The sequence below is a fragment of the Geobacter sp. genome (genome assembly GCF_030834625.1).
Taxonomy (GTDB): domain Bacteria; phylum Desulfobacterota; class Desulfuromonadia; order Geobacterales; family Geobacteraceae; genus Geobacter.
On the sequence record NZ_JAUQXO010000025.1, the window covers coordinates 1 to 20,997 of the forward strand.

20 protein-coding genes and 1 pseudogene are annotated in these 20,997 nt (G+C 63.7%); 13 read left to right on the forward strand and 8 right to left on the reverse strand.

What is annotated here, in order from left to right; translation table 11 throughout:
- The 3 genes from RCH91_RS06175 to RCH91_RS06185 form a co-directional block, all read right to left on the reverse strand.
- The coding region (locus RCH91_RS06175; protein WP_306533735.1) for an aminodeoxychorismate/anthranilate synthase component II at positions 1-374 on the reverse strand (374 nt) is incomplete at its 3' end.
- Position 375: 1 nt separating this feature from the next.
- Positions 376-1,851, reverse strand: coding sequence for an anthranilate synthase component I (gene trpE, locus RCH91_RS06180; protein ID WP_306533736.1), 1,476 nt, complete (start codon positions 1,849-1,851; stop codon positions 376-378).
- A 111-nt stretch (positions 1,852-1,962) separates the two neighbouring features.
- A complete protein-coding gene (locus RCH91_RS06185; RefSeq protein ID WP_306533737.1) occupies positions 1,963-4,218 on the reverse strand; it encodes an ATP-binding protein in 2,256 nt (751 codons plus the stop codon).
- Positions 4,219-4,413: 195 nt separating this feature from the next.
- On the opposite strand from RCH91_RS06185, the gene htpG reads away from it, so the two are divergent.
- The 4 genes from htpG (at position 4,414) to RCH91_RS06205 (ending at position 8,198) form a co-directional block, all read left to right on the forward strand.
- Positions 4,414-6,366, forward strand: a complete 1,953-nt coding sequence (gene htpG / locus RCH91_RS06190) for a molecular chaperone HtpG (RefSeq protein WP_306533738.1) — start codon at positions 4,414-4,416, stop codon at positions 6,364-6,366.
- A gap of 196 nt (positions 6,367-6,562) precedes the next feature.
- A complete protein-coding gene (locus RCH91_RS06195) occupies positions 6,563-7,057 on the forward strand; it encodes a hypothetical protein (RefSeq protein WP_306533739.1) in 495 nt (164 codons plus the stop codon).
- A 3-nt stretch (positions 7,058-7,060) separates the two neighbouring features.
- Complete coding sequence (locus RCH91_RS06200) at positions 7,061-7,543, forward strand: MopE-related protein (protein WP_306533740.1); 483 nt, start codon at positions 7,061-7,063, stop codon at positions 7,541-7,543.
- A 34-nt stretch (positions 7,544-7,577) separates the two neighbouring features.
- Positions 7,578-8,198 carry a LysE family translocator gene (locus RCH91_RS06205; RefSeq protein WP_306533741.1) on the forward strand — a complete coding sequence of 207 codons (621 nt, stop codon included), beginning with the start codon at positions 7,578-7,580 and terminating at the stop codon, positions 8,196-8,198.
- Positions 8,199-8,229: 31 nt separating this feature from the next.
- Here RCH91_RS06205 and RCH91_RS06210 read toward each other — a convergent pair whose 3' ends face one another.
- Entirely contained in the window at positions 8,230-8,523 is a 294-nt protein-coding gene (locus RCH91_RS06210) for a hypothetical protein (protein ID WP_306533742.1), read from the reverse strand.
- Positions 8,524-8,805: 282 nt separating this feature from the next.
- On the opposite strand from RCH91_RS06210, the gene zupT reads away from it, so the two are divergent.
- The 6 genes and pseudogenes from zupT to RCH91_RS06235 all read left to right on the forward strand — a co-directional run bounded on the left by zupT (position 8,806) and on the right by RCH91_RS06235 (position 14,072).
- Positions 8,806-9,708: a zinc transporter ZupT gene (zupT, locus tag RCH91_RS06215; protein WP_306533743.1), complete on the forward strand. Its 903-nt coding sequence runs from the start codon at positions 8,806-8,808 to the stop codon at positions 9,706-9,708.
- 175 nt (positions 9,709-9,883) lie between these two features.
- The gene (locus RCH91_RS06220) at positions 9,884-10,792 is read left to right on the forward strand and encodes a PEP-CTERM sorting domain-containing protein (protein WP_306533744.1); all 909 of its coding nucleotides are present in this window, start codon (positions 9,884-9,886) and stop codon (positions 10,790-10,792) included.
- Between the two features lie 240 nt (positions 10,793-11,032).
- The gene (locus RCH91_RS06225; protein WP_306533745.1) at positions 11,033-11,593 is read left to right on the forward strand and encodes an OsmC family protein; all 561 of its coding nucleotides are present in this window, start codon (positions 11,033-11,035) and stop codon (positions 11,591-11,593) included.
- A gap of 83 nt (positions 11,594-11,676) precedes the next feature.
- Positions 11,677-12,488: pseudogene (locus tag RCH91_RS21425) on the forward strand (hypothetical protein); the annotation flags it as partial.
- Positions 12,489-12,572: 84 nt separating this feature from the next.
- Positions 12,573-13,166, forward strand: coding sequence for a CAP domain-containing protein (locus RCH91_RS21430; protein ID WP_373694370.1), 594 nt, complete (start codon positions 12,573-12,575; stop codon positions 13,164-13,166).
- Positions 13,167-13,319: 153 nt separating this feature from the next.
- Entirely contained in the window at positions 13,320-14,072 is a 753-nt protein-coding gene (locus RCH91_RS06235; RefSeq protein WP_306533747.1) for a class I SAM-dependent methyltransferase, read from the forward strand.
- An 11-nt stretch (positions 14,073-14,083) separates the two neighbouring features.
- On the opposite strand, the gene rsgA is transcribed toward RCH91_RS06235, so the two are convergent.
- Together rsgA and RCH91_RS06245 are read right to left on the reverse strand one after the other, a co-directional pair.
- Positions 14,084-15,160, reverse strand: coding sequence for a ribosome small subunit-dependent GTPase A (gene rsgA, locus RCH91_RS06240; RefSeq protein ID WP_306533748.1), 1,077 nt, complete (start codon positions 15,158-15,160; stop codon positions 14,084-14,086).
- 175 nt (positions 15,161-15,335) lie between these two features.
- Complete coding sequence (locus RCH91_RS06245; protein WP_306533749.1) at positions 15,336-16,115, reverse strand: DUF5131 family protein; 780 nt, start codon at positions 16,113-16,115, stop codon at positions 15,336-15,338.
- A 210-nt stretch (positions 16,116-16,325) separates the two neighbouring features.
- On the opposite strand from RCH91_RS06245, the gene RCH91_RS06250 reads away from it, so the two are divergent.
- The gene (locus RCH91_RS06250) at positions 16,326-17,183 is read left to right on the forward strand and encodes a pirin family protein (RefSeq protein ID WP_306533750.1); all 858 of its coding nucleotides are present in this window, start codon (positions 16,326-16,328) and stop codon (positions 17,181-17,183) included.
- Positions 17,184-17,276: 93 nt separating this feature from the next.
- Positions 17,277-17,783, forward strand: a complete 507-nt coding sequence (locus RCH91_RS06255; RefSeq protein ID WP_306533751.1) for a YqiA/YcfP family alpha/beta fold hydrolase — start codon at positions 17,277-17,279, stop codon at positions 17,781-17,783.
- On the opposite strand, the gene RCH91_RS06260 is transcribed toward RCH91_RS06255, so the two are convergent.
- Both RCH91_RS06260 and RCH91_RS06265 read right to left on the reverse strand, forming a co-directional pair.
- Positions 17,780-18,298 (reverse strand): protease complex subunit PrcB family protein, encoded by a 519-nt coding sequence (locus tag RCH91_RS06260; RefSeq protein WP_306533752.1) that lies wholly within the window; start codon positions 18,296-18,298, stop codon positions 17,780-17,782. The genes RCH91_RS06255 and RCH91_RS06260 overlap by 4 nt on opposite strands.
- Before the next feature lie 35 nt (positions 18,299-18,333).
- A complete protein-coding gene (locus tag RCH91_RS06265; RefSeq protein ID WP_306533753.1) occupies positions 18,334-19,143 on the reverse strand; it encodes a dienelactone hydrolase family protein in 810 nt (269 codons plus the stop codon).
- Positions 19,144-19,312: 169 nt separating this feature from the next.
- Here RCH91_RS06265 and RCH91_RS06270 point away from each other — a divergent pair, with 169 nt between their 5' ends.
- Complete coding sequence (locus RCH91_RS06270) at positions 19,313-20,938, forward strand: NADP-dependent glyceraldehyde-3-phosphate dehydrogenase (protein ID WP_306533754.1); 1,626 nt, start codon at positions 19,313-19,315, stop codon at positions 20,936-20,938.
- Positions 20,939-20,997: the final 59 nt, after the last annotated feature.

Consider the following 20,997-nt stretch of genomic DNA (forward strand, 5'->3'; position numbering starts at 1 on the left):
GTGGCGTTGAAGGGGTTGGGAAGCCCTTTGAAGAGCCCCTGGCCATTGTGATGAATCGGGGAGGTCTTGCCGTGCATGAGGGTGGAACTGCGAACCACCTTCCCACCAAAGGCGGCGCCGATTGCCTGGTGGCCGAGGCAGACGCCGAGGATCGGTATCTTCCCGGCAAAGTGCCGGATGGCGGCGACCGAGATTCCTGCTTCCTCGGGGGAGCAGGGGCCGGGGGAGATGACGAGGCGCTCGGGCGCCAGTTCCGCAATCTCTTCGATGGTTATCCCGTCGTTGCGGAAGACCCGCACATCCTCGCCCAGCTCGCCGAAGTACTGGACGATGTTGTAGGTGAAGGAATCGTAGTTGTCTATCATCAGGAGCATGTCAGTCCAACCCCTTTTCCGCCGTCTCGATGGCCTTCACCACCGCCATGGCCTTGTTGACCGTCTCCTGGTACTCGGCGGCCGGGTTCGAGTCGGCCACGATGCCGGCCCCGGCCTGGAGGTGCACCATGCCGTCGCGGATGACGAGGGTGCGGATGGCGATGGCCAGATCCATGTTGCCGGAGAAGGAGAAGTACCCCACCGCGCCGCCATAGACCTCCCGGCGGACCGGCTCCAGCTCGTCGATGATCTCCATGGCCCGTACCTTGGGGGCGCCGGAGAGGGTGCCCGCCGGGAAGGTGGCCCGCACCACGTCGAAGGCGTCCTTCCCCTCCTCCAGCTCACCCTCAACGTTTGAGACGATGTGCATCACATGGGAATAGCGCTCGATGACCATGAGCTCCGACACTTTGACGGTGCCGGTGCGGCAGACGCGCCCCAGATCGTTGCGCCCCAGGTCCACGAGCATGACGTGCTCGGCCCGCTCCTTGGGGTCGGCCAGAAGCTCCTCGGCCAGCCGTTCGTCCTCTTCCACGGTGGCGCCCCGGGGGCGGGTGCCGGCGATGGGGCGAAGCTCCACCCGGTCCCCCTCCTTGCGGACCATGACCTCGGGGGAGGCCCCCACCACGAGGGTGTCGTCCATGCGGAGGAAGAACATGTAGGGGGAAGGGTTCAGGGTCCGCAGCACCCGGTAGATGGCGAGGGGCTCCACGGTAAGCTCGCCGGAGAAGCGCTGGGAGAGGACCACCTGGATGATGTCCCCGGCCCGGACGTACTCCTTCGATTTCTCCACCGCCGCCTCGAAGGCTTCGCGGGGGACGTTGGAGGCAAAGGAGACCGTCCGCACCGCCGGCGCCGCCGGCATTGCCGGCAGGGGGGCCCGGAGCTTGGCGATGAGGGCGTCCACCCGGGCGATGGCCTCGGCGTAGGCGGCCTCGGGGGCCTGGCCGTCCTCCAGATGGGCATTGGAAACCACGGTGATCTTCTGACGCATGGTGTCGAAGATCAGGATCGTGTCGGTGATGACGAAGCAGGAGTCCCAGGCCCCGATGACGGCGGGCTTCTCCGTGGCGAGCCGCTCGAAGTGGCGCACCATGTCGTACCCCAGGTACCCCACGGCGCCGCCAAAGAAGCGGGGGAGTCCGGGGAGCTCCACGGGACGGAAGCGGCTCAGGTATTCCCGCACGAAGCCCAGGGGGTCGTCGCTGGTCGTGGCGTGGACCTCACCGTTGGTGACGAGCTCCACGGTGGTGCCGAGGGTCCGGATGACGGTGGTGGGGTTGGCGCCGAGGAAGGAATAGCGGCCCCACTTCTCCCCCCCCTCGATGCTCTCAAGCAGGAAGGAGTAGGGACCGTCGTCAATCTTGCGGAAGGCGCTGACCGGCGTGTCCATGTCGGCCATGATTTCGCGGCAGACGGGGATCAGGTTGCCTTGGGAGGCCAGGGACCGGAAGGTCTCGAAATCGGGAAAATACACGGTAGGCTCCGATCAACGGGAAACAGACAGGAGGAAATGCCCGGAAAGGCTGTTTTTTAAAGGAGTTTAAACTAGCACAGGGGGCGGGAGAGTGTCAAGAAACCGGGAGGGTTACGGGATGGCGAGGTAGAACGTCGCCCCCTTCCCCTCCTCACCCTCGGCCCAGGAGCGGCCGCCATGTCGCTGGGCGATCCGCTGGACCGTGGCGAGGCCGATGCCGGTCCCCTCGAATTCATCGGCGCTGTGGAGCCGCTGGAAGGGACCGAAGAGCTTGTTGACGTAGCGCATGTCGAAGCCGGCGCCGTCGTCACTGACGAAGATGACCCGCTCGCCGTCGATGACGGTTTCGCCGAACCGGATGTGGGCGGATTCCTTTTTCCCTGTGTACTTCCACGCGTTGTCCATGAGGTTGGCAAGGGCCACCCGAAGGAGCGTCGGATCCCCCTTTGCCACGACACCGTCGGCGATCTCGAATTCAACCCGCCGATCCGGCTGGGACTCCTCAAACTCCCGCGCCAGATCCCGCACCATCCGGCTCAGGTCGACGGACTCACGGCGCATGGTGCTGCGGGAGACTCGGGAAAGGTCGAGGAGGTCGTCGATGAGTTGCCCCATCCGCCGGGACGCGCTCCTGATCTTCTCAAGGTAGGGCGCCGCCGTTTCCGGCAGCGAATCGCCGCAATCCTCCATGAGTGCCATGCTGAAACCGTCGATGTGGCGCAGGGGTGCCCGCAGATCATGGGAAACCGAGTAACTGAACGCTTCCAGCTCCCGGTTGGCGGTTTCGAGAAGGATGGTCCGCTCGCTCACCCGCTGCTCCAACTCCTCGTTAAGGCGACGGATCCGTTCCTCGGCAAGCTTTCGCCGGGTGATGTCGCGCAACACCACCTGCACGGCCGGCTGGCCGTTGAAGGTGAAAGGGATGCCGATCACGTCGACCTCAACCACCGTACCATCCAGCCGGATAAGCTGCTGCTCGGAAAGGGGGGCCGGCTTGCGCTCTGCGTAGAGGCGCTGGATCCGTTCGGCTACGACCTCGCGGCTGTCGGGGTGGACAAAATCGGTGATCGGCCGCCCCACCAACTGGTCGGGATAGTCGGCACCGTACAGCCGGAGGGCGGCCGGATTGGCGAAGACATAGCGCCCGGCGCAGTGGATGACAATGGCGTCGGGCGACAATTCCACGAGCAGGCGGTACCGCTCCTCGCTCTCGCCCAGCTGATCCTGACTCATCTGGTACTCGTCGATCTGCTGGCGCAGCTCCTCCTCAGTCATGGCGAGTTCTTCGTTGCGGTCGCGCAACTCCCGTTCCCGACCATGGACCGCGTCGGTCATGGCGCTGAAGTTGTCCACGAGCTCGTCGACCTCGCGGAAACTGGGGGGTGGCGGGGCAAAGGCGTAGTTGCCCCGGGCGATCTCCCGCGCGCAGGCCACGAGCGCCGTCACGGGCCGAAGAACCACGGCCCGGCCCGCCAGAGCCAGCAGAAAGGCCAGCAGGATGGTCGATACGGTGCCAAACCAGAAAATCGACTCGATTTTGGTTACCGGCGCCAGAGCCTTTGCAAGGGGGACCTCGACGATGACGAGCCACCCCGTCTCCGGTATCTGCACCACGCTGCCGAGCCGCTCAACGCCGTCCACGGCATAGGTGTGGGTACCGGCCATCCCCGCGAGCCCCGCGCGAACGATCTCCATTCCTCCCAAGTCGGTCTGCCGTTGCACCAGGGTGTAGTCGGGGTGGCCGATAACCTTCCCGGCCCTGCTGACGATGATGACCGAGCCGCCATCGTCGGGCTTGATCTGTTCGGCAATCCTGCTCAGCACCCGGAGCCCCACGGTGCCGACGACTGCACCTTCCCCCGCCGGGGCGGCGAACATCACCGCCGGGTCGCCGGTGGCGGACGAGAGAAAGACTTTTGAACGGCCGATCCCGCCCCGGGCAAGGGTCTCGCGGAGAACCGGCAGGTTCGACAGGTCCATGCCGAGATAATCGCGGGGCGATGCCGGCACGTTCTGCGCAAAGGCAACATCGGCAACCCTGCCGTGGCGGTCGAGCAGATACACCGATTCGAAGAGCCCGATGGCCCGGACTTCCTCCAGGAGCCGCCTCGCCTGCTCTCGTGCCTTGCCGTCATCCCTTCCCATGACCTTCCCGATGTGTTCGATGAAGCTCTGGGGTTCCCGGAGGCTTCCCGCCACCTCACGGGAAACGCTGCGGGCAAGGGTGAGATTGGTCGTGCCCACATGGTCAGACAGATTGCGTCGCTCGATCGTAAGGGTGATCAGGCCTATCGCGAGCACCGGCACGACCGCCGCAACGAGCAGGGCAGTCAAGACGGCGTTTCTGAAGCTTGGCTTTCGTTTCACTACTCCTCCACCATGCGTGATGCATCCGTATATATTAACAAGAAACGTCCCATTACTAGCATAATCCCTGGTTTCTTCCTAGATGTTCAAAGGATGACACGATAGTATCATCATCCCCCTTGAAATTCGTCCCGACGATGATTAGGTTAGAAACCACGCAACCACCACACCGATCCAAAGGAGAAGACACACCCCATGACGAAAACCACCAAGAAATTCGAGACCGAAGTCCAGCAGCTCCTGGATCTCGTGATCCACTCCCTCTATTCCAACAAGGACATCTTCCTGCGGGAGCTCATCTCCAACGCCTCCGACGCCATCGACAAGGTCCTCTTCGAGTCCCACCAGAACGCGGCGGTCATCGAGGGGGAGCCGGAGGGGAAGATCAAGCTGATCACCGATAAAGAGGCCTGCACCATCACCATCCGCGACAACGGCGTCGGCATGACCCTGGAGGAGGTGGAGAAGAACATCGGCACCATCGCCCATTCGGGGACCAAGGCGTTCCTGGCGAACCTGAAGGAGCAGAACGTGGCCGAGCACCCGGAGCTCATCGGCCAGTTCGGGGTCGGCTTCTACGCCTCGTTCATGGTGGCCGACCGGGTCACCCTCATCACCCGCAGGGCCGGCCACGACAAGTCAGCCGGGGTCCGCTGGGAGTCCACCGGCGACGGCACCTACACCGTGGAGGAGGCCACCAAGGAGACCCGCGGCACCGAGATCACCCTCCACCTGAAGGAAGAGATGAAGGAGTACCTGGACGAGTGGAAGATCCGCTCCATCGTCCGGAAGTACTCGGACTACGTCCAGTACCCCATCGTCATGGACGTCACCCGGACCGAGGTCCCCAAGGGGGTGAACGGCGAGGAGATCGAGGGGGCCGGCACCATCGAGAAGACCGTTGAGGAGACCCTCAACTCCATGAAGGCCATCTGGACCCGGGCCAAGAGCGAGGTGACCGACGAGGAGTACGAGGAGTTCTACAAGCATGTCTCCCACGACTTCGAGAAGCCCCTGCGGACCATCCACTACTCCGCCGAAGGGGTAAGCGAGTTCAAGGCCCTCCTCTACCTCCCGGCCCACAAACCCTTCGACCTCTTCATGCCCGAGCGCAAGCGAGGGGTCCAGCTCTACGTGCGACGGGTATTCATCACCGATTCCTGCGAGCAGCTCATCCCCGACTACCTCCGCTTCGTCAAGGGTGTGGTTGACTCCAGCGACCTCCCCCTCAACGTCTCCCGGGAGATCCTCCAGGAAGATGTGCAGATCAAGCGGATCCAGAAGAGCCTCGTCTCCAAGATCATCTCGACCCTCTCCGAGATGCGGGAGAAGGAGGCCGACGACTACCTGGCCTTCTACAAGGAATTCGGCCAGGTGCTCAAGGAAGGGGTCCATTTCGACTACGCCAACCGGGAGAAGCTCCAGGACCTCCTCCTCTTCGAGAGCACCAAGACCGAGGCAGGGCAGTTCACCTCCTTCAAGGAGTACGTGGAGCGGATGCCCGCGGGGCAGGAGGACATCTACTTCATCACCGGCACCAGCCGTGCGGCCCTGGAGCAGTCCCCCCACCTGGAGATCTTCCGGAAGAAGGAGTACGAAGTCCTCTTCCTGACTGACCCCGTGGACGAGTGGGTCGTGCAGGGGGTCACGGAGTACGGCGGCAAGAAGCTCAAGGCCGTGGATCGGGGCGACGTCATCCCCGCCACCGAGGAGGAGAAAAAGGAGCAGGAGGCCAAGCGGGAAGAGGCTGCCAAGCAGTACGGCGACCTCCTCTCCTTCGTGAAGGAGAAGCTCGCCGAGCGGGTCAAGGAGGTGCGGCTCTCCAGCCGCCTCACCGACAGCGCCTGCTGCCTGGTGGCCGACGAGCACGGCCTGAACGCCAACATGGAGCGGATCCTCCGGGCCATGAACCAGGATGTGCCCGACTCGAAGCGGATCCTGGAGCTGAACCCGGACCACCCCATCATGCAGGTCATGGCCACCCTCTTCGCCAAGGACAAGGCCAACCCGCGCCTGGGCGACTACTGCGACCTCCTCTACGACCAGGCGCTGCTCACCGAAGGCTCCCCCATCACCGACCCGCTCCGGTTCACCCGGCTCGTGGCGGAGCTGATGGTGGCGGACGGGAAGGCAGCTGCGGAGAAGTAGACGCCCCAAAAGGCAAAGGCATACGGAGAGGGGAGTCGGCAATGGCTCCCCCTTTTCCGTTGGTGCAGCGCCGCCTCCTTTGTCGAATATCCTGACAACCCCCCTCCGAAAAGCGTAACAATTCTTTACAATTCGTCCCGGACGCTCTGTTCAAGCTACCGCCTGCGTCAGCGGACAGGCGCAGTGTGTCCAGAATGTGCCGCCGGGCGCGGAAACCCCGGCTGTTGCCGGCAGCTGCTTAGATGGCCAGGATAACGACTGTGACGGTCTCATCGACTGTGCCGATCAAGGCTGCGCCAATGCCGTGGGGAATGCATGCGCCACGGGGTTCCCCGGTATCTGTTCGGACGGAACCCTTACCTGCATTGCCAATAATCCCACTGTTCAATGCGTCCAGAATCAGCAGGCTGCCGTTGAACTCTTCAACACCGCCACCTGCGGCGACGGGTTGGACAACGACTGCGACACCCTCGTCGATGCCGCCGATCCCGGCTGCACTCCACCGGCAGAATTGTGCTTCAACGGGACGGACGATGACGGCGACACATTCGTTGATTGCCTGGACCCGGACTGTACCGGCGCCAGGAATGGCCCGTGCGATAGCGGCATTCCCGGTGTATGTGCAACGGGACAGGTCGGATGCCTCAACGGCAGCGCGCAATGCCTGCAGACAGTATTCCCGCAAACATAGGCATTGACTGCCGGCAACACCTGCAGCGACGGGCTGGACAACGACTGCGACGGCTTTGTTGATGCATCTGATCCCGGCTGCACAACGCCTGACGAGATCTGCTTCAACGGTATGGATGACGATTTCGACGGCCGTGCCGATTGCGCTGACCCCAACTGCGATGGCGCCCGGGGCGATCCGTGCGGTTCAGGCCTGCCGGGCATCTGCTCTGCCGGCACGGTAACCTGCCAGGGAGCTGCTGTCGCCTGTGTCCAGAACCGGAATGCGGCAACCGAGGCAAGTGCCGCGGGCACCTGCAGTGACGGGCAGGACAACGATTGCGACGGTTCCATGGACGGAACCGATCCGGGTTGTGCCGTGCCGGGCGATCTTGACGGTGACCGCGACGTGGACGAGGAGGTAGCTGTCACAGCCTTGAGCCTTCAGCTTCAACTTTACCCTTTGCCCTTTACCCTTTGCCCTTTACACTTTACCCTTTACCCTTAAGCCTTCAGTCTTCAGCCCATAGAAAGGACCCCCCATGACCCTTTACACCCTGCTCGCCTTCCTCGGCGCGTCCATCGCTTTGACCGTGGCCCCGGGCCCCGACAACATCTTCGTCATGACCCAGGGGATCGCCCGGGGAAGGAAGCCGGCCATCGTGACGGCCCTCGGCATGTGCAGCGGCGTCAGCGTCCATACCGTTGCCGCGGCCTTCGGGATCTCGGCGGTGTTCTACTCGTCGGCGGTCGCCTTCACGGTGGTGAAGTCCGCCGGCGCGGCGTACCTCCTCTACCTAGCCTTCAAGACCCTGAAGGAGCGCTCCGCCATCAGGCTCTCGGCGGCGGAGGCACTGCCGGCGGCGGCCCTGTTCCGGCGGGGTTTCATCATGAATGTGCTGAACCCCAAGGTGGCCATGTTCTTCCTGGCGTTCCTCCCCCAATTCGTGGCCCCCGCCGCCGGCCACGTCCCGCTCCAGATGCTCCTCCTGGGGGTCATCTTCATGGTGCAGGCGGTGGTGATCTTCTGCCTGATCGGGTACTTCGCCGGAAGCATCGGCAGTTTCATCCTGGCCCGGCCCCGGATCGCCCGGTACTTCGACTGGCTGACCGCCGGAGTTTTCGCGGCGCTGGGGGTGAGGCTGGCCCTGGCGGAGCGGTAAACGTACCGCCCCGCCGGGCCACGGTTTCAGCCTACCTGTTTTCCATGAGGTTTTTCAGGATGAGGTTCGCCTCTTTCAACTTGGCTTCGAGGGTTTTCAACTCATCGACGGTATAGACCGCCGTCCCCTTGGCAAGTTCCTTGTTGAGTCTGGCGATTTTCTGCTGGAGGCTGTCGGTCTCCTGGGCGCAGTTCCTCAGCAGCATCTCGCATTCCCTGGCGCACTGCTCGTCCATCTGCTTGTGGGAGGTCCCGTGCTGAACGGCCAGTGCCGACGTGGCGGAAAAGAGGGTAAGAGTCAGTGCGGTTGCCATGAGTTTTTTCATTACTGTTCTCCTTGAAGGTGTGATCGGCGAGAGGCATTGCCCGTCGCCGCTGTTCTGACTCTTTTCTTTTCACATGCCATACCATTCCGCACCAGCTTGAAATAGCTGGCTTTTTTACATTGGTTCAGCAAACGGCACCTCTGGTATGCATACTATTCCTCAACAGTCAGGGGAATATTCCCCGCACGTCGTCATAACGGCATTGCATCGATGCCACTGAATGGGATACAAGCTGACTGCAGCCGATGTGCTCCAGTTCCCCTCGATTCAGGATGAAACGCCATGTCCAACGTCTGGTATGCACTGGGACTGACCCTCTTCGCCGGCCTGGCGACGGGGGTCGGCAGTGCCATCGCCTTCTTCGCCAAACGGACCAACTACCGCTTCCTGTCGGTCTCGACGGGCTTTTCGGCGGGGGTGATGCTGTACGTGTCGTTCGTGGAGATTCTCCCGAAGGGGCTTACGGCCCTGGCCGTTCCCTACGGGGAGAGATTGGGGCACTGGATCAACACTGCGTCGTTTTTCGGCGGCATGGCCCTGATCGGCCTCATCGACACCCTGGTCCCGGCGGCGAAGAACCCCCACGAGACCCACTCGGAGGAGGAAACGGCTCCCCTCCACGATGCGTCGGCCGCTTGGCCGGCTTTCGACACGGTTGCCCCGCAATCCCGCCAGGCAACCGTCGGCGTGCATGATCACCGGATCGACCGGGACAAGCTGGTGCGGATGGGTCTCTTCACGGCCCTCGCCATTGCTATCCACAATTTCCCCGAAGGGCTCGCCACGTTCCTGGCGGCCCTGGAGAACCCGAGCCTCGGCGCCGCCATCGCCCTTGCCATTGCGCTCCACAACATCCCCGAGGGGATCAGCGTTTCCGTCCCCATCTACTACGCCACCGGCGACCGCCGCAAGGCCTTCGCCTACTCGTTCCTCAGCGGCATGGCCGAGCCCGTGGGGGCCGGGGTGGCGTACCTGGCGCTCAGTCTGCTGACCGGGGGCGCGGGGGGCGTCATCCCTCCCCAGGTGATGGGTCTGACGTTCGGCGGCGTGGCGGGAATCATGGTCTACATCAGCCTTGACGAACTGCTCCCCACCAGCAAGGCCTACGGCAAGGGGCACGACAGCCTCCTGGGGCTCGTATCGGGGATGGTGATCATGGCGTTGAGCCTTCTGCTGATGAAATAACGAATCCCCAACCCTCCCACCAAGTCCTTTCTTTTAAGACATTTTCATGTTACAAGACATCGGCGAATTATAACTGACCGGGATTACTCAAGACTTCAGGTACCCGCCCTGTGCGCTACGCGCACGGAGCGGCATACCAATTGCCAGGGAGGGCACACAGGTGAGGAAAAATGGGATGCTATCGTTTGTAGTAACGGCGGGACTGTTGATAGGCACGGCATTGCCGGCATCGGCAACGCTCTTCCAGCCCCACGTGATGAATACGCTGGAATTCAGCTATGTGGAGAGCATCTTCGGCCCTGACGGGGCAAAAAAGGGAGGTTTGACGCTGGCGCCTGGCGATCAGCTCATCGGCATTATCGCCATCAACCGGATCATCGCGGGAGGGGAAACGCTTTTTGCTGCCGGCCCCGCGTCGCAGCTGACCGGAATTTACGCCCACAAGGTCCTGAGCGTCCCACCATACTTTGTCCAAGGTGGCGTTTCGTACGATCCCCATCTCCAGACCGCTGCCTACGCCCACGTGGAATTCGGCAACCCGGACATGGGAACATTTACCGACGGTTCAAGCTCGTTCAACCTCGCCGCGATCCTGACGCCGGGCGAGATGTTGGCCCTCTGGCTCGACCAGGGGAGCAGCGCCACCGTCTACACGACGGGCGGGTCCCTCGCCAACGGCGTGGCCAGGGCAACCGACGGGCTCCCCTTCCTCTCCGCAGGGATCGGCAGCTCGGGATATTTTTACGGCCATACCAATCCGACCGTCACCCTGGCCGACCTCATGCGGGGAGCTCTGTTCGGCCAGGCATTCGGTGGCCTGGAGGTCATGACCAACGCCACGGGGCAGACCCTGGACCCCATCCGCAACCCCGGCGACCGGGAAAAGGGTGTCCCAACACAGATGATTCTCTCCTGCGATCTCTCGATCAATCCGGCCGGCTTTTCCTCGACCAACCCGTCACCCTGGACCCTTGCCGGAACAGGCACGGCGCAAATCTATCCGGCTCCCGAACCGTCCACCTTCGTCCTCTTTGGTGTGGCCGGGACCGTAATGGCCCTGTGGCGGCTGAGAAAGCGCCCCTGACTGGATGCTCATTCCAGGCACAGGAAAGGCGTCCCACCGGACGCCTTTCTTGTTACACCGCGAATGAGCCTCTCCTCCCTCTCCTTGACACCCCCGGAATGCCTGCTATTTTTTGAACACAAACCATCCCGCCCGCTCCCGCAACCCAGCATCTCACCCACATCGAACCACGCACAAGGAAAGGCTTTCGACCACAGCAATCAAAGGGATCGGGCCTTTCTCAGGAAAGGAGGATTTGCCATGTCTCAGGGAAGAGAAGTGAATGGCGTGAATGTCGACCAGCTCTTGGCCACTATCGAACAGATCAAGATGAAGCCGGAGATCGCCAAATTCAAATTCCGGGCCACCAACCGGTGGGTGGGGGGAACCCACAACCAGGCAACTATCAAGGACTTCTACGGCGCCTGCGCCGAAGACGACTCGCGGCAACCGATGGTCTTCGACCTGGACGAGCCGCCGGTCCTGCTGGGCGGAAACCGCGGGGCCAACCCGGTGGAGTACCTCCTCGCCGCCCTTTCCGGCTGCCTGACGACGAGCCTCGTCGCCCATGCGGCGGCCCGGGGAATCGCTGTTCGGGGGGTCAGTTCGCGGTATGAGGGGGATCTGGACCTGCGGGGATTTCTCGGCTTATCCGAGGATGTCAAGGTGGGGTTTGAGACGATCCGGGTCTACTTCACGATAGATGCTGACCTGTCCGACGAACAGAAGGAAGAACTCATCCGGATGGCGCAGAAGTACTCGCCGGTATTTAACACCATCGCCAATCCGGTGCCGGTTTCGGTTCAGCTGGACAAGAGGTGATCGCTTCCGGACAGTGAAAGGCGCGGCATGACGCCACCGCCCCAGGCGGTGGCATCACCACAGCCTGCGTCGCGGAGGGTACCATGGCACGTCATGAATTACCTCCCGGCTTCCGGGACATGCTGTCGTTCGGCCTCATGGAAGCGCTGCTCGGCCGCCGCTCCCGCCGCTTCTTCCGGGAGGCGGAGATTCCGGACGGGGTGATGGCCTACCGGTCCCGCCCCCCCCTTCCCCCTCTCCGAACTGGAGAAGCTCCTGGTCGTCACCGCCTGCGGCGGCAATACCGGCTGGCACAACCTGATCTACCGGGCGAAGCGATACGCCCCCTTCCTCTCCAACTACGCCGGCGCCGCCGGGGGGCGCACCTTTCCCTCGGCGGCCGGGTTCCACACCAGCATGACGTTCTTCACGGACGACGAGGGGGTCTATGTGCTCGATGCTCAGGACGCCCCTGCCTGCCGACCGGAACAGGGACGGCTCCCTGGATCTGGAGGCGGTCCTCGACGCCGCCAGGGGACAGATCAGGAAGCTCCATGACTGGCGCCTCGGCCTGCCGCCGGAGGTCCCCTACACCGAGCCCCACAACACCTGGCCCCTCACCTTTGTGGAGCAGTGGTCTCTGGCCGAGCTCACGGCCGAGCTCTCCACCAGCTGCTACGCCGGCACCCTCATGCTCCAGGCAATGGGGCTTGGGGGATGGATGTTCAACGGCCTCGATCCCTTCAGCGTGCTCGGCGCCAGCGGGACGCCCGAGGTCCCCGGCCGGGGGTTCCGCTACGACACCCGCGACGGGTGGCTCTATCCGAACCCGACCGGCCTTTTGGGAATCATGGAGGGATACTGCCCACCCCATCACCGGGACAAACTCCATTTGATTTGTTCCTCGAGAGCGGGTAATCTTCGCGGAATAAATTCACCCAGGGGAAGCTGCTCCATGGTTATCACCACAACACGTCGAACTCTGCCGATGCTCGTCCTCATGGCCCTTCTCTTCGCCCTGCCGCCCAAGGCCTCGGCCGGGGACGACCTGGCGCGGGCCGTGCTCACCGAACTGAACGCGGCTCGCGCCAACCCCAAGGCCTATGCCGAACATCTGCGCGTCTACCGGTCCCAGTTCTCGGGAAAGTACCATATCCCGCCGGGCACCAAAATTCGCTACATCACCAAGGAAGGTCCAAAGGCCGTGGACGAGGCGGTGTGCTTCCTCGAACGCCAGCGCCCCCTTTCCACCTTGGGCTGGGCCGAAGGGCTCGCCCACGTCGCGGCGGAACTGGTCCGCGACCAGGCAAAAACAGGCGCCATAGGCCACGGCTCGGGAAGGATGGAGATGCGGGCCCGGGCCGAGCGTGTCGGCCGCTGGCAGAGCACCATTGGCGAAAACATCAGCTACGGCCCCGACGACGCCCGCCGCGTGGCGATGCAACTCATCGTCGACGACGGGATGCCTGACCGGGGGCACCGGAAGAACATCTTCACGCCCGATTTCCGGGTAGCCGGCATCGCCTGCGGGCCCCACCCGGTCTTCGAGACGAGTTGCGTCATCGACTTTGCCGGCTGGTTCTCAGAGAGATGAGGCTCGTGCAAAACGTCATGAGGAGGCCGGGATGCTAGGCGCAAGCAAGCGAGAAGGCGAGGCGTACCCGTTGGTACGTTGAGCTTTCGAGTGAGCGGCAACAACGCAGACCGGCCCCGCAGTAGTTTTGCACGGGCCTCAGGAGACATGCCCATGACACGGCAATTCAAGGACTATTTTTCCGAAAAGTCGGATGCCTATCGCTCCTACCGGCCCGGCTACCCCCCTGAACTCTTCGCCTGGCTGGCGGGATTGCCGGCGCAGCGCGACGCGGCCCTTGATTGCGGCTGCGGTACCGGCCAGGCATCGGTGGCCCTGGCGGAGCACTTTGCCCGGGTCTACGCTGTAGACCCGAGCGCCGGGCAGGTCGGAAGCGCCATGCCCCACGAGCGGGTGGAGTACCGGGTGGCCCCGGCGGAAGAGACCGGCCTCCCCGACACCAGCGTCGACCTGGTGATCGCTGCCCAGGCCCTCCACTGGTTCGACTTCGACCGTTTCTACCCCGAGGTACGCCGGGTGGCGCGGGAGGGTGCCGTCTTCGCCGCCTTCACCTACGGGCTTCTCGCCATCAATGGAGAGATCGACGGTATCATCGGCCGGTTCTACCGCGACGTCATCGGCCCCTACTGGCCCCCCGAGCGCGCCCACGTGGATTCCGGCTACCAGACCCTCCCCTTCCCCTTTCCCGACATAGAGCCCCCGACCTTCGCCATGACCGCCCACTGGGAACTGGAACACCTGATGGGGTATTTCGAGACGTGGTCGGCGGTGAAGGAGTACCGGCGCCTGAAGGGTGATGATCCGCTGGAACTGGTGGCCGGGGAACTGGCCGCGGCCTGGGGCGACCCGGTGCTCGTGCGGCGGGTCTCGTGGCCGCTGGTGCTGCGGGTGGGGCGGGTATCATAAGAGAAAAAACCCTACTTCTTCCCCTTCTTCCGCAGAACCACCCGAAGCCCCTTGGCAATGCGCCGCTCCTTCCCCTTCCGTTCCTGCCGGGCCACCACGTCGTCGCGGGCAGCGGCCTCGTCATCCTCTTTCCTCAGCTTCAGGTAGCTGGCGTAACGGCCCTGGTCAATCTCTCCGCCGGCCAGGGCGTCGCGCACGGCGCACCCGGGCTCGTGGGCGTGGCTGCAGTCGTGGAACCGGCACCGCAGGGCCAGCTCGGCAATCTCGGGAAACGACGCGGCGAGCCCCTCCCCCGCCTGCCAGAGGCCGAATTCGCGCATGCCGGGGGTATCGATGACAATGGCACCGCAGGGGAGAAGGATCATCTGCCGGTGGGTGGTGGTGTGGCGCCCCTTGGCATCGCGCTCCCGCACGGCGCCGGTGGCCATGACCTCTTCCCCGGCAAGACGGTTGACGAGGGTCGACTTGCCGACACCGGAGGAGCCCACGAAGCAGGCGGTCACCCCCGGCGCCAGGACCTCCCGCACCACCGCCACCCCCTCGCCGGCGAGGGAGCTGACGGGAACCACCCGCACGCCGTGGGCGAGGACCTCCGCCTCCGCCACCCGCTCCGCCGTATCTGGACAGAGGTCGGCTTTGCTGAGGATCACGACCGGCTCCGCGCCGCTCTCCCGGGCAGCCACGAGGTACCGTTCGAGACGCCGGGGGTTGTAGTTGCCGTCGAGCCCCATGACGATGAAGACCAGGTCCACGTTGGCGGCGATGGGCTGCACTTCGCCCCCCCCTCCCGCGCCGCGGCGGGCAAGGAGTGTCTTGCGCGGCATGATGTCATGGATCGTCACCTCTGCCCCGCCGCTCACCGGCTCCACGACGACCCAATCACCGACCATGGGGCGGTCGAGGCGGTCCGCCGCCCCCTTGCGGAGGCGGGGTGCAAGCTGCGCCGGGAACTCCCCCCCAGCGGTTCGCAGCCGGTACTCGCCCCGCAGTTCGGCTGTCACCCGCGCCAGGGTTCCGGCGCCCACGGCCCCTTCGACGGCCGCTGCGGCAAACCAGTCGCTCCACCCCAATACTTTCAGTTCATCCATGAAAACCTCGCACCCATGAGCCCCGAATCAGGCAACTGGCATATCTCGAATAATCGCACGACGGCATTGTACGCAATGTGGAAGGAAACGCAACCGGGTGATACTGCTTCAGAAAGGCACTGGAAGAAAAAAGCCTGCGTGGGCAGGCTGTGGCGGGGTGGCGGGATTTACCGGGTCAGGCGGCATCCCCCAAGTGCGGGGCGCTCCGGCAGGGTTCAAGCCGGCAATTGGCGCGGCAGTGGTCAAAGATGTGGAGCGGGGTCCGCTCCCCCCTGAAGGGCGGCGCCTCGTCCCACGTCCGCCCGTCCAGGACCCGTCCTCCCCCGCGCCAAGCCGTAAAGAGAAAGGGGATGCCGCGATCTTCCGCCTGATCGCGGAGATCCAGCGCCCACTCGGGACGCGGCAAACCATCGCGCCCCTCGGCTCCGCCGCAGATCACCCAGTCGACACAGCCGAATCCGGCCATGCAGAGGCTGTTCACCTGCCGCAGGTCCAGCTCTCCCCGAAGGGGCTCGGCGAGAATGCCGACCACCGGCCACCGGACCCCGTCGGCCACCCAGCAGTTCTTGAGGGCAATAGTGGCAGGGATGCGAAGGTCAGCCTCCTCCAGGTCCCGCATCCGGACCAGGAACCAGAGGTTGTTAAGGGCATCATCCTCCTCCAGGAGCCGGCACGGGGAATCGGGCGAGGGGGCATAGAGCCTCTGGAGTGAAAGCTCGGGGTAGTCGGTGACGGCGATGAAGAGATGCTGGGGAGACGACGCCACGACCGAGAGGATGGCGTCCAGGGACTCCACCGGCAGGGAGGGATGGAAGGGATCGCCCCCCACGAGCCAAGCCTTCCCCGTCTTTTCGCCAAAGGGACGCCAGAGCACCGCGCGGTCAACCGTGTCCCGCCGGACGATTACCTCCCAGGTGTCATCCCAGAAAATTCCTTCACTCAACCGATCGAACATCTCCAACCCCACCTGGCGCTAACCCGTTGATATCTGAACCGCACGATGCAATCAACCCCATGGTTATGTATCGGCAGACGTTCCCGAAACTTGAGGGTTTCCGAATTGTGTCCGTTTGTTCCGTTGCTTTTTCATCGAAGCACTTTACAATACCTACTACCCCGCCCCTTCAAGGGGCCAGGGTGTCCAGGCACCGCGGGAGGAGAGGCGATGGAAAACGTCAGGACCATCACGAAACTATGGAAGAGCAAGCCGACCGTGGAGGGGGCGGGGGTGCACCTCAAGCGGGCCTTCGGCTACCACGAGGCGCCACAACTCGATCCCTTCCTCCTCCTGGACGATTTCCGCTCGGCAAACCCCGCCGAGTACCTCCCCGGCTTCCCCTGGCATCCCCACCGGGGGATCGAGACGATCACCTACATGCTCGACGGCGAAGTGGAACATGGCGACAGCATGGGGAACCGGGGAACCATTTTGTCGGGGGATGTCCAGTGGATGACCGCGGGGAGCGGGATCATCCACCAGGAGATGCCGAAGGGAGACGCCAACGGCCTCATGGGGGGATTCCAGCTCTGGGCAAACCTCCCCGCCTCCCACAAGATGATGGAGCCCCGCTACCGCGACGTGAAGAGTCGCCAGATCCCCGAGGTTTTCCTGAAGAGCGGCGCCACGGTGCGGATCATCTGCGGCCAGGTGAATGGCGTACGGGGCCCCGTTGAGGACATCGTCACCGATCCCGAGTACCTGGACGTCTTCATCCCCCCCAACGCCCGCTTCACCCACCCGGCGAAAAAGGGACACACCGTATTCGCCTACGTGGTATCGGGGGCGGCCTCCTTTGACGGGGATGGTTCGCGCCTTTGTGACACCGGAACTTTGGTGCTTTACGGCGATGGAGACAGCGTGGCCGTGGCCACCGAAGCGGAACCGGTCCGCTTCCTCTTCGTTTCGGGGAAACCCATCGGCGAGCCGGTGGCCTGGCGCGGCCCCATTGTCATGAATACCCAGGAGGAGCTTCAGATTGCCTTTGAGGAATACGAGCAGGGAACGTTCATCAAGCACCAGTGACGGCATACGCACCACGGACGGAGCAGCCGCCATGAACAACGCAACCAGAATCGGCCCGCCGAGCCCCCCCGGCAATTTCCCCGGAGCTGCCCCGTGAGCCGCGGCCTCGTCATCTTCTCCCACGGCAAGGAGAGCGGTCCGTGGGGAACGAAAATCACGGCTCTGGCCGCCGTAGCCCGAAACCAGGGCTATTGCATCGAGAGTATCGACTACACCGACCTCCCCGACCCCGATGCCCGGGTCCGCAGGCTCGTGGAGCGGTGCGCCGGTGAAACGGGTCCCCTTGTCCTCGTCGGTTCCAGCATGGGGGGGTATGTGGCAACGGTGGCTTCACAGACCGCGAATCCGGCGGGGCTCTTCCTCATGGCGCCGGCCGTCCACCTCCCCGGCTACGACGAACCGGACCCCGTGTCCTGGTCAGAGAAAACCTTCGTCGTCCACGGCTGGCACGACGAGGTGATCCCCCAGGAGAACGTCGTCCGCTTCGCCCTGGGGAACCGGGCGAGGCTCTTCCTGGTGGACGGCGACCATACGCTCGTCAGTCAGCTCCCCTTCATCGAAGAGCTCTTCGGCCTTTTCCTTGAAAACCTGGAGAGTTAAGGGCAGGGATAGGTCAGGTCGAAATACTTGGGAATATGGCGCTTCCCGCTCTTCCTCATCGCTATGAGATGATAGGGCTGCGTCAGTGACTGGGTCGTGATGCACCCCTCTCCCGGCTTCGTCCTGATGATAGTGAGCCAGATGCCGTCCATCCCCTCCAGCGCCTCCTGCACCTCGATACTGTACCCCCCTGACGGCCGGACCATGTCCACCACGGCAACTACTTCATTCCGCGAAAAATCGACGGAAGGAAGGGGGGGAAGGGGGGTCATGTTCTGGTGGAGCGAGCCCCAGAATGCTGTGAACTCCGCCTCGTCGGCAATGACGCGGATCTGGGGCCAGACGAGCTGGGTGTCGGTGCCGGGCTCGGAGTAGGCACCGCCAACCCCCTTCTCCACCGTCTCCACGGCGATCTTGTGGGCGGCGGGGGCCGACTGCACCGGGATGGCGGTGGCGCAGCCGGCAAGGGAGATGACGGCAAAAACGAAGAGCAGCGTGATGCGAAAAAAGTTCATGGTTGCACCATCCTGTCGTGTAATTTCAATTGTGACTATCGTCCGAAGACTTCCCTGAAAAAGCGCTTCATCTCGTCCCACGACTCCCTGTCGGCAGCTGCGTCATAGGCGAGAGCGAGACCGAATTTCCTGGCGTAGATGTCGGCGTCAGGGTTCGTGAAGCTGTGCTTCGCCCCGGCATAGGAGATGAACCGGAAGTCGGCACCGGCGCGGGCCATCTCGGTAGCAAAGGCGCCCACCTGTTCGGGGGTGATGAACGTGTCTGCCCCGCCATTGAGGACCAGGACCTTCGCCTTGACGGCACCCGGCTCGGCCGGCTTTGCCGAGGCGAGGCTTCCATGGAAGCTGGCTACCCCCTTGAGGTCAAGGCCCTGACGGGCCATGTTCAGCACAACCGCACCGCCGAAGCAGTAGCCGATGGCGCCGATACGGCCGGCATCGACGGTGGGCTGTTTTCTGAGGTATTCCATCGCCGACGTGAAGCGCGCGGTCATGATGTCCATATTTTTCATCACCGCGGAGGAGAACGCGCCGGCATCGTCGGGGTGGTCAGCCTGCTTCCCCTCGCCGTACATATCGACCGCCAGGGCCGCGTACCCCATCTCCGCCAGCATCCGTGCCCGCTTGCGGGCGTATTCGTTGTGCCCCCACCACTCGTGCACCACGAGCACGCCGGGACGCCTCCCCTTTACCGCATCGTTCCAGGCGAGATATCCTTTCATGGTCACCCCGCCGTCGCGGTACTCGACTACCTTCCCCTTCACCGCGGCATCTGCCGTCGATACGCCCAGCAGGCCACCGACCAGTGCGACCACCACCCAAACGAAACCTCTGATTCCCCCCATGACTCTCCTCCCCTCTCACCGCCCGGAGGCGGTTTCCAACGTCTGCTGTAACTTTACCAGATCATGGAGAAATTTCCCGCAAGGCTCCCCATTGCCCTTTCATCCCTTGATTATCGGATAGGGTGTATTACTCTTTTCTCGTTGTTTTCAGACGTGGAGGAAACTTACCATGACCATCAGTGAGAAGATCGCAACGCTTTTCCCCGCCCCGGAGGATATCCCCGCCCAGCACCAACTCCCGGCCCCGGTGGAACTGCGGACCTACCTCGTTGCGGGGGAACTGCGTCAATGGGAGGGGCCGGCCCAGGAGGTCTTCTCACCGGTCTGCGTCCGAACCCCGGCAGGCCCCGAGCGGGTCAGGATCGGGAGCTTTCCCCTCATGGGAGAAGCCGACGCCCTGGCGGCCTTGGACGCGGCAGTGGCAACCTATGACAACGGCAGGGGGGATTGGCCCACCATGACCGTGGCCAACCGCATCGGCCACGTGCAGCGGTTTGCGGCCCGGATGAAGGAGCGGCGGAACGAGGTGGTTCGGCTCCTCATGTGGGAGATCGGCAAGGCCGAGAAGGACGCCGCCAAGGAGTTTGACCGGACCATCGCTTACATTGCCGACACCATCGACGCCCTCAAGGATCTGGACCGGGTCTCCTCCCGCTTCGTCATCCACGAGGGGATCATCGGGCAGATCCGCCGCGCCCCCCTCGGCGTGGCCCTCTGCATGGGTCCCTACAACTATCCCCTGAACGAAACCTTCACCACCCTCATCCCGGCCCTCATCATGGGGAACACGGTGCTCCTGAAGCCGCCGCGCCACGGGGTCCTCCTCTTTGCGCCCCTGCTTGAAGCCTTCCGGGACTCGTTCCCCCCCGGCGTGGTGAACACCCTCTTCGGCGCCGGCCGCACCGTCACCCCCCCGCTCATGGCCTCGGGGAAGGTGGATGTGCTCGCCTTCATCGGCACGAGCCCCGCGGCCAACGCCCTCCACAAGGGGCACCCGAAGCCCCATCGGCTCCGGACGGTCCTGGGGCTCGAGGCCAAGAACCCGGCCATCGTACTCCATGACGCCGACCTGAACCTGGCGGTGGAGGAGTGCATCGCCGGGAGCCTCTCCTTCAACGGCCAGCGCTGCACCGCCCTCAAGATCATCTTCGTCCACGAGTCGGTGGTCGATCACTTCCTGGCCCTCTTCTCCCGGGCTCTCGCCACGGTCGGTTGCGGGATGCCGTGGGAGCCCGGCGTGATGATCACCCCCCTCCCCGAACCGGGGAAGACGGTCTATCTCTCGGATTTGCTGGAGGACGCCCGCAGGCACGGCGCACATGTCGTCAATGACGGCGGCGGAATAGCAACCGGCTCCTTCTTCTCCCCGGCCGTGGTCTACCCGGTGACCCCGACGATGCGCCTCTACGCCGAGGAGCAGTTCGGCCCCATCGTGCCGGTGGTCCCCTTCTCCGACGTCAACGTCCCCATCCGCGCCATCGAGGAGTCGGACTACGGCCAGCAGGTGAGCATCTTCGGCCGCGACCCCCAGACCCTAGCGGGTCTCATGGACCATCTCGTGAATCAGGTCTCCCGGGTGAACATCAACTGCCAGTGCCAGCGGGGCCCCGACATCTTTCCCTTCACCGGTCGAAAGGACTCGGCGGTGGGAACCCTGTCGGTCTCGGACGCCCTGCGCTCCTTCTCCATCCGGACCCTGGTGGCGGCCAAGGAGATCGACCTGAACAAGGAGATCATCGCCGACATCGTCCGGGAGCACCGCTCCAACTTCCTCTCCACGGATTTTATCCTCTGAGTGTGGGAGCGGGGGAGCGAGATAGATAAACGCTCCCTCGCTCCCTTCCAGCCGCCTTT

Excerpts from the sequence above, each read along its gene's own strand:
- RCH91_RS21430 (WP_373694370.1), top strand. The coding sequence starts at position 12,573 with ATGGCCCTTCTCTTCGCCCTGCCGCCCAAGGCCTCGGCCGGGGACGAC.
- RCH91_RS06220 (WP_306533744.1), top strand. The coding sequence starts at position 9,884 with ATGCTATCGTTTGTAGTAACGGCGGGACTGTTGATAGGCACGGCATTG.
- RCH91_RS06245 (WP_306533749.1), bottom strand. The coding sequence starts at position 16,115 with ATGTTCGATCGGTTGAGTGAAGGAATTTTCTGGGATGACACCTGGGAG.
- htpG (WP_306533738.1), top strand. The coding sequence starts at position 4,414 with ATGACGAAAACCACCAAGAAATTCGAGACCGAAGTCCAGCAGCTCCTG.
- RCH91_RS06270 (WP_306533754.1), top strand. The coding sequence starts at position 19,313 with ATGACCATCAGTGAGAAGATCGCAACGCTTTTCCCCGCCCCGGAGGAT.
- RCH91_RS06250 (WP_306533750.1), top strand. The coding sequence starts at position 16,326 with ATGGAAAACGTCAGGACCATCACGAAACTATGGAAGAGCAAGCCGACC.
- RCH91_RS06260 (WP_306533752.1), bottom strand. The coding sequence starts at position 18,298 with ATGAACTTTTTTCGCATCACGCTGCTCTTCGTTTTTGCCGTCATCTCC.
- RCH91_RS06265 (WP_306533753.1), bottom strand. The coding sequence starts at position 19,143 with ATGGGGGGAATCAGAGGTTTCGTTTGGGTGGTGGTCGCACTGGTCGGT.
- RCH91_RS06210 (WP_306533742.1), bottom strand. The coding sequence starts at position 8,523 with ATGAAAAAACTCATGGCAACCGCACTGACTCTTACCCTCTTTTCCGCC.
- rsgA (WP_306533748.1), bottom strand. The coding sequence starts at position 15,160 with ATGGATGAACTGAAAGTATTGGGGTGGAGCGACTGGTTTGCCGCAGCG.
- RCH91_RS06235 (WP_306533747.1), top strand. The coding sequence starts at position 13,320 with ATGACACGGCAATTCAAGGACTATTTTTCCGAAAAGTCGGATGCCTAT.
- RCH91_RS06225 (WP_306533745.1), top strand. The coding sequence starts at position 11,033 with ATGTCTCAGGGAAGAGAAGTGAATGGCGTGAATGTCGACCAGCTCTTG.
- RCH91_RS06205 (WP_306533741.1), top strand. The coding sequence starts at position 7,578 with ATGACCCTTTACACCCTGCTCGCCTTCCTCGGCGCGTCCATCGCTTTG.
- zupT (WP_306533743.1), top strand. The coding sequence starts at position 8,806 with ATGTCCAACGTCTGGTATGCACTGGGACTGACCCTCTTCGCCGGCCTG.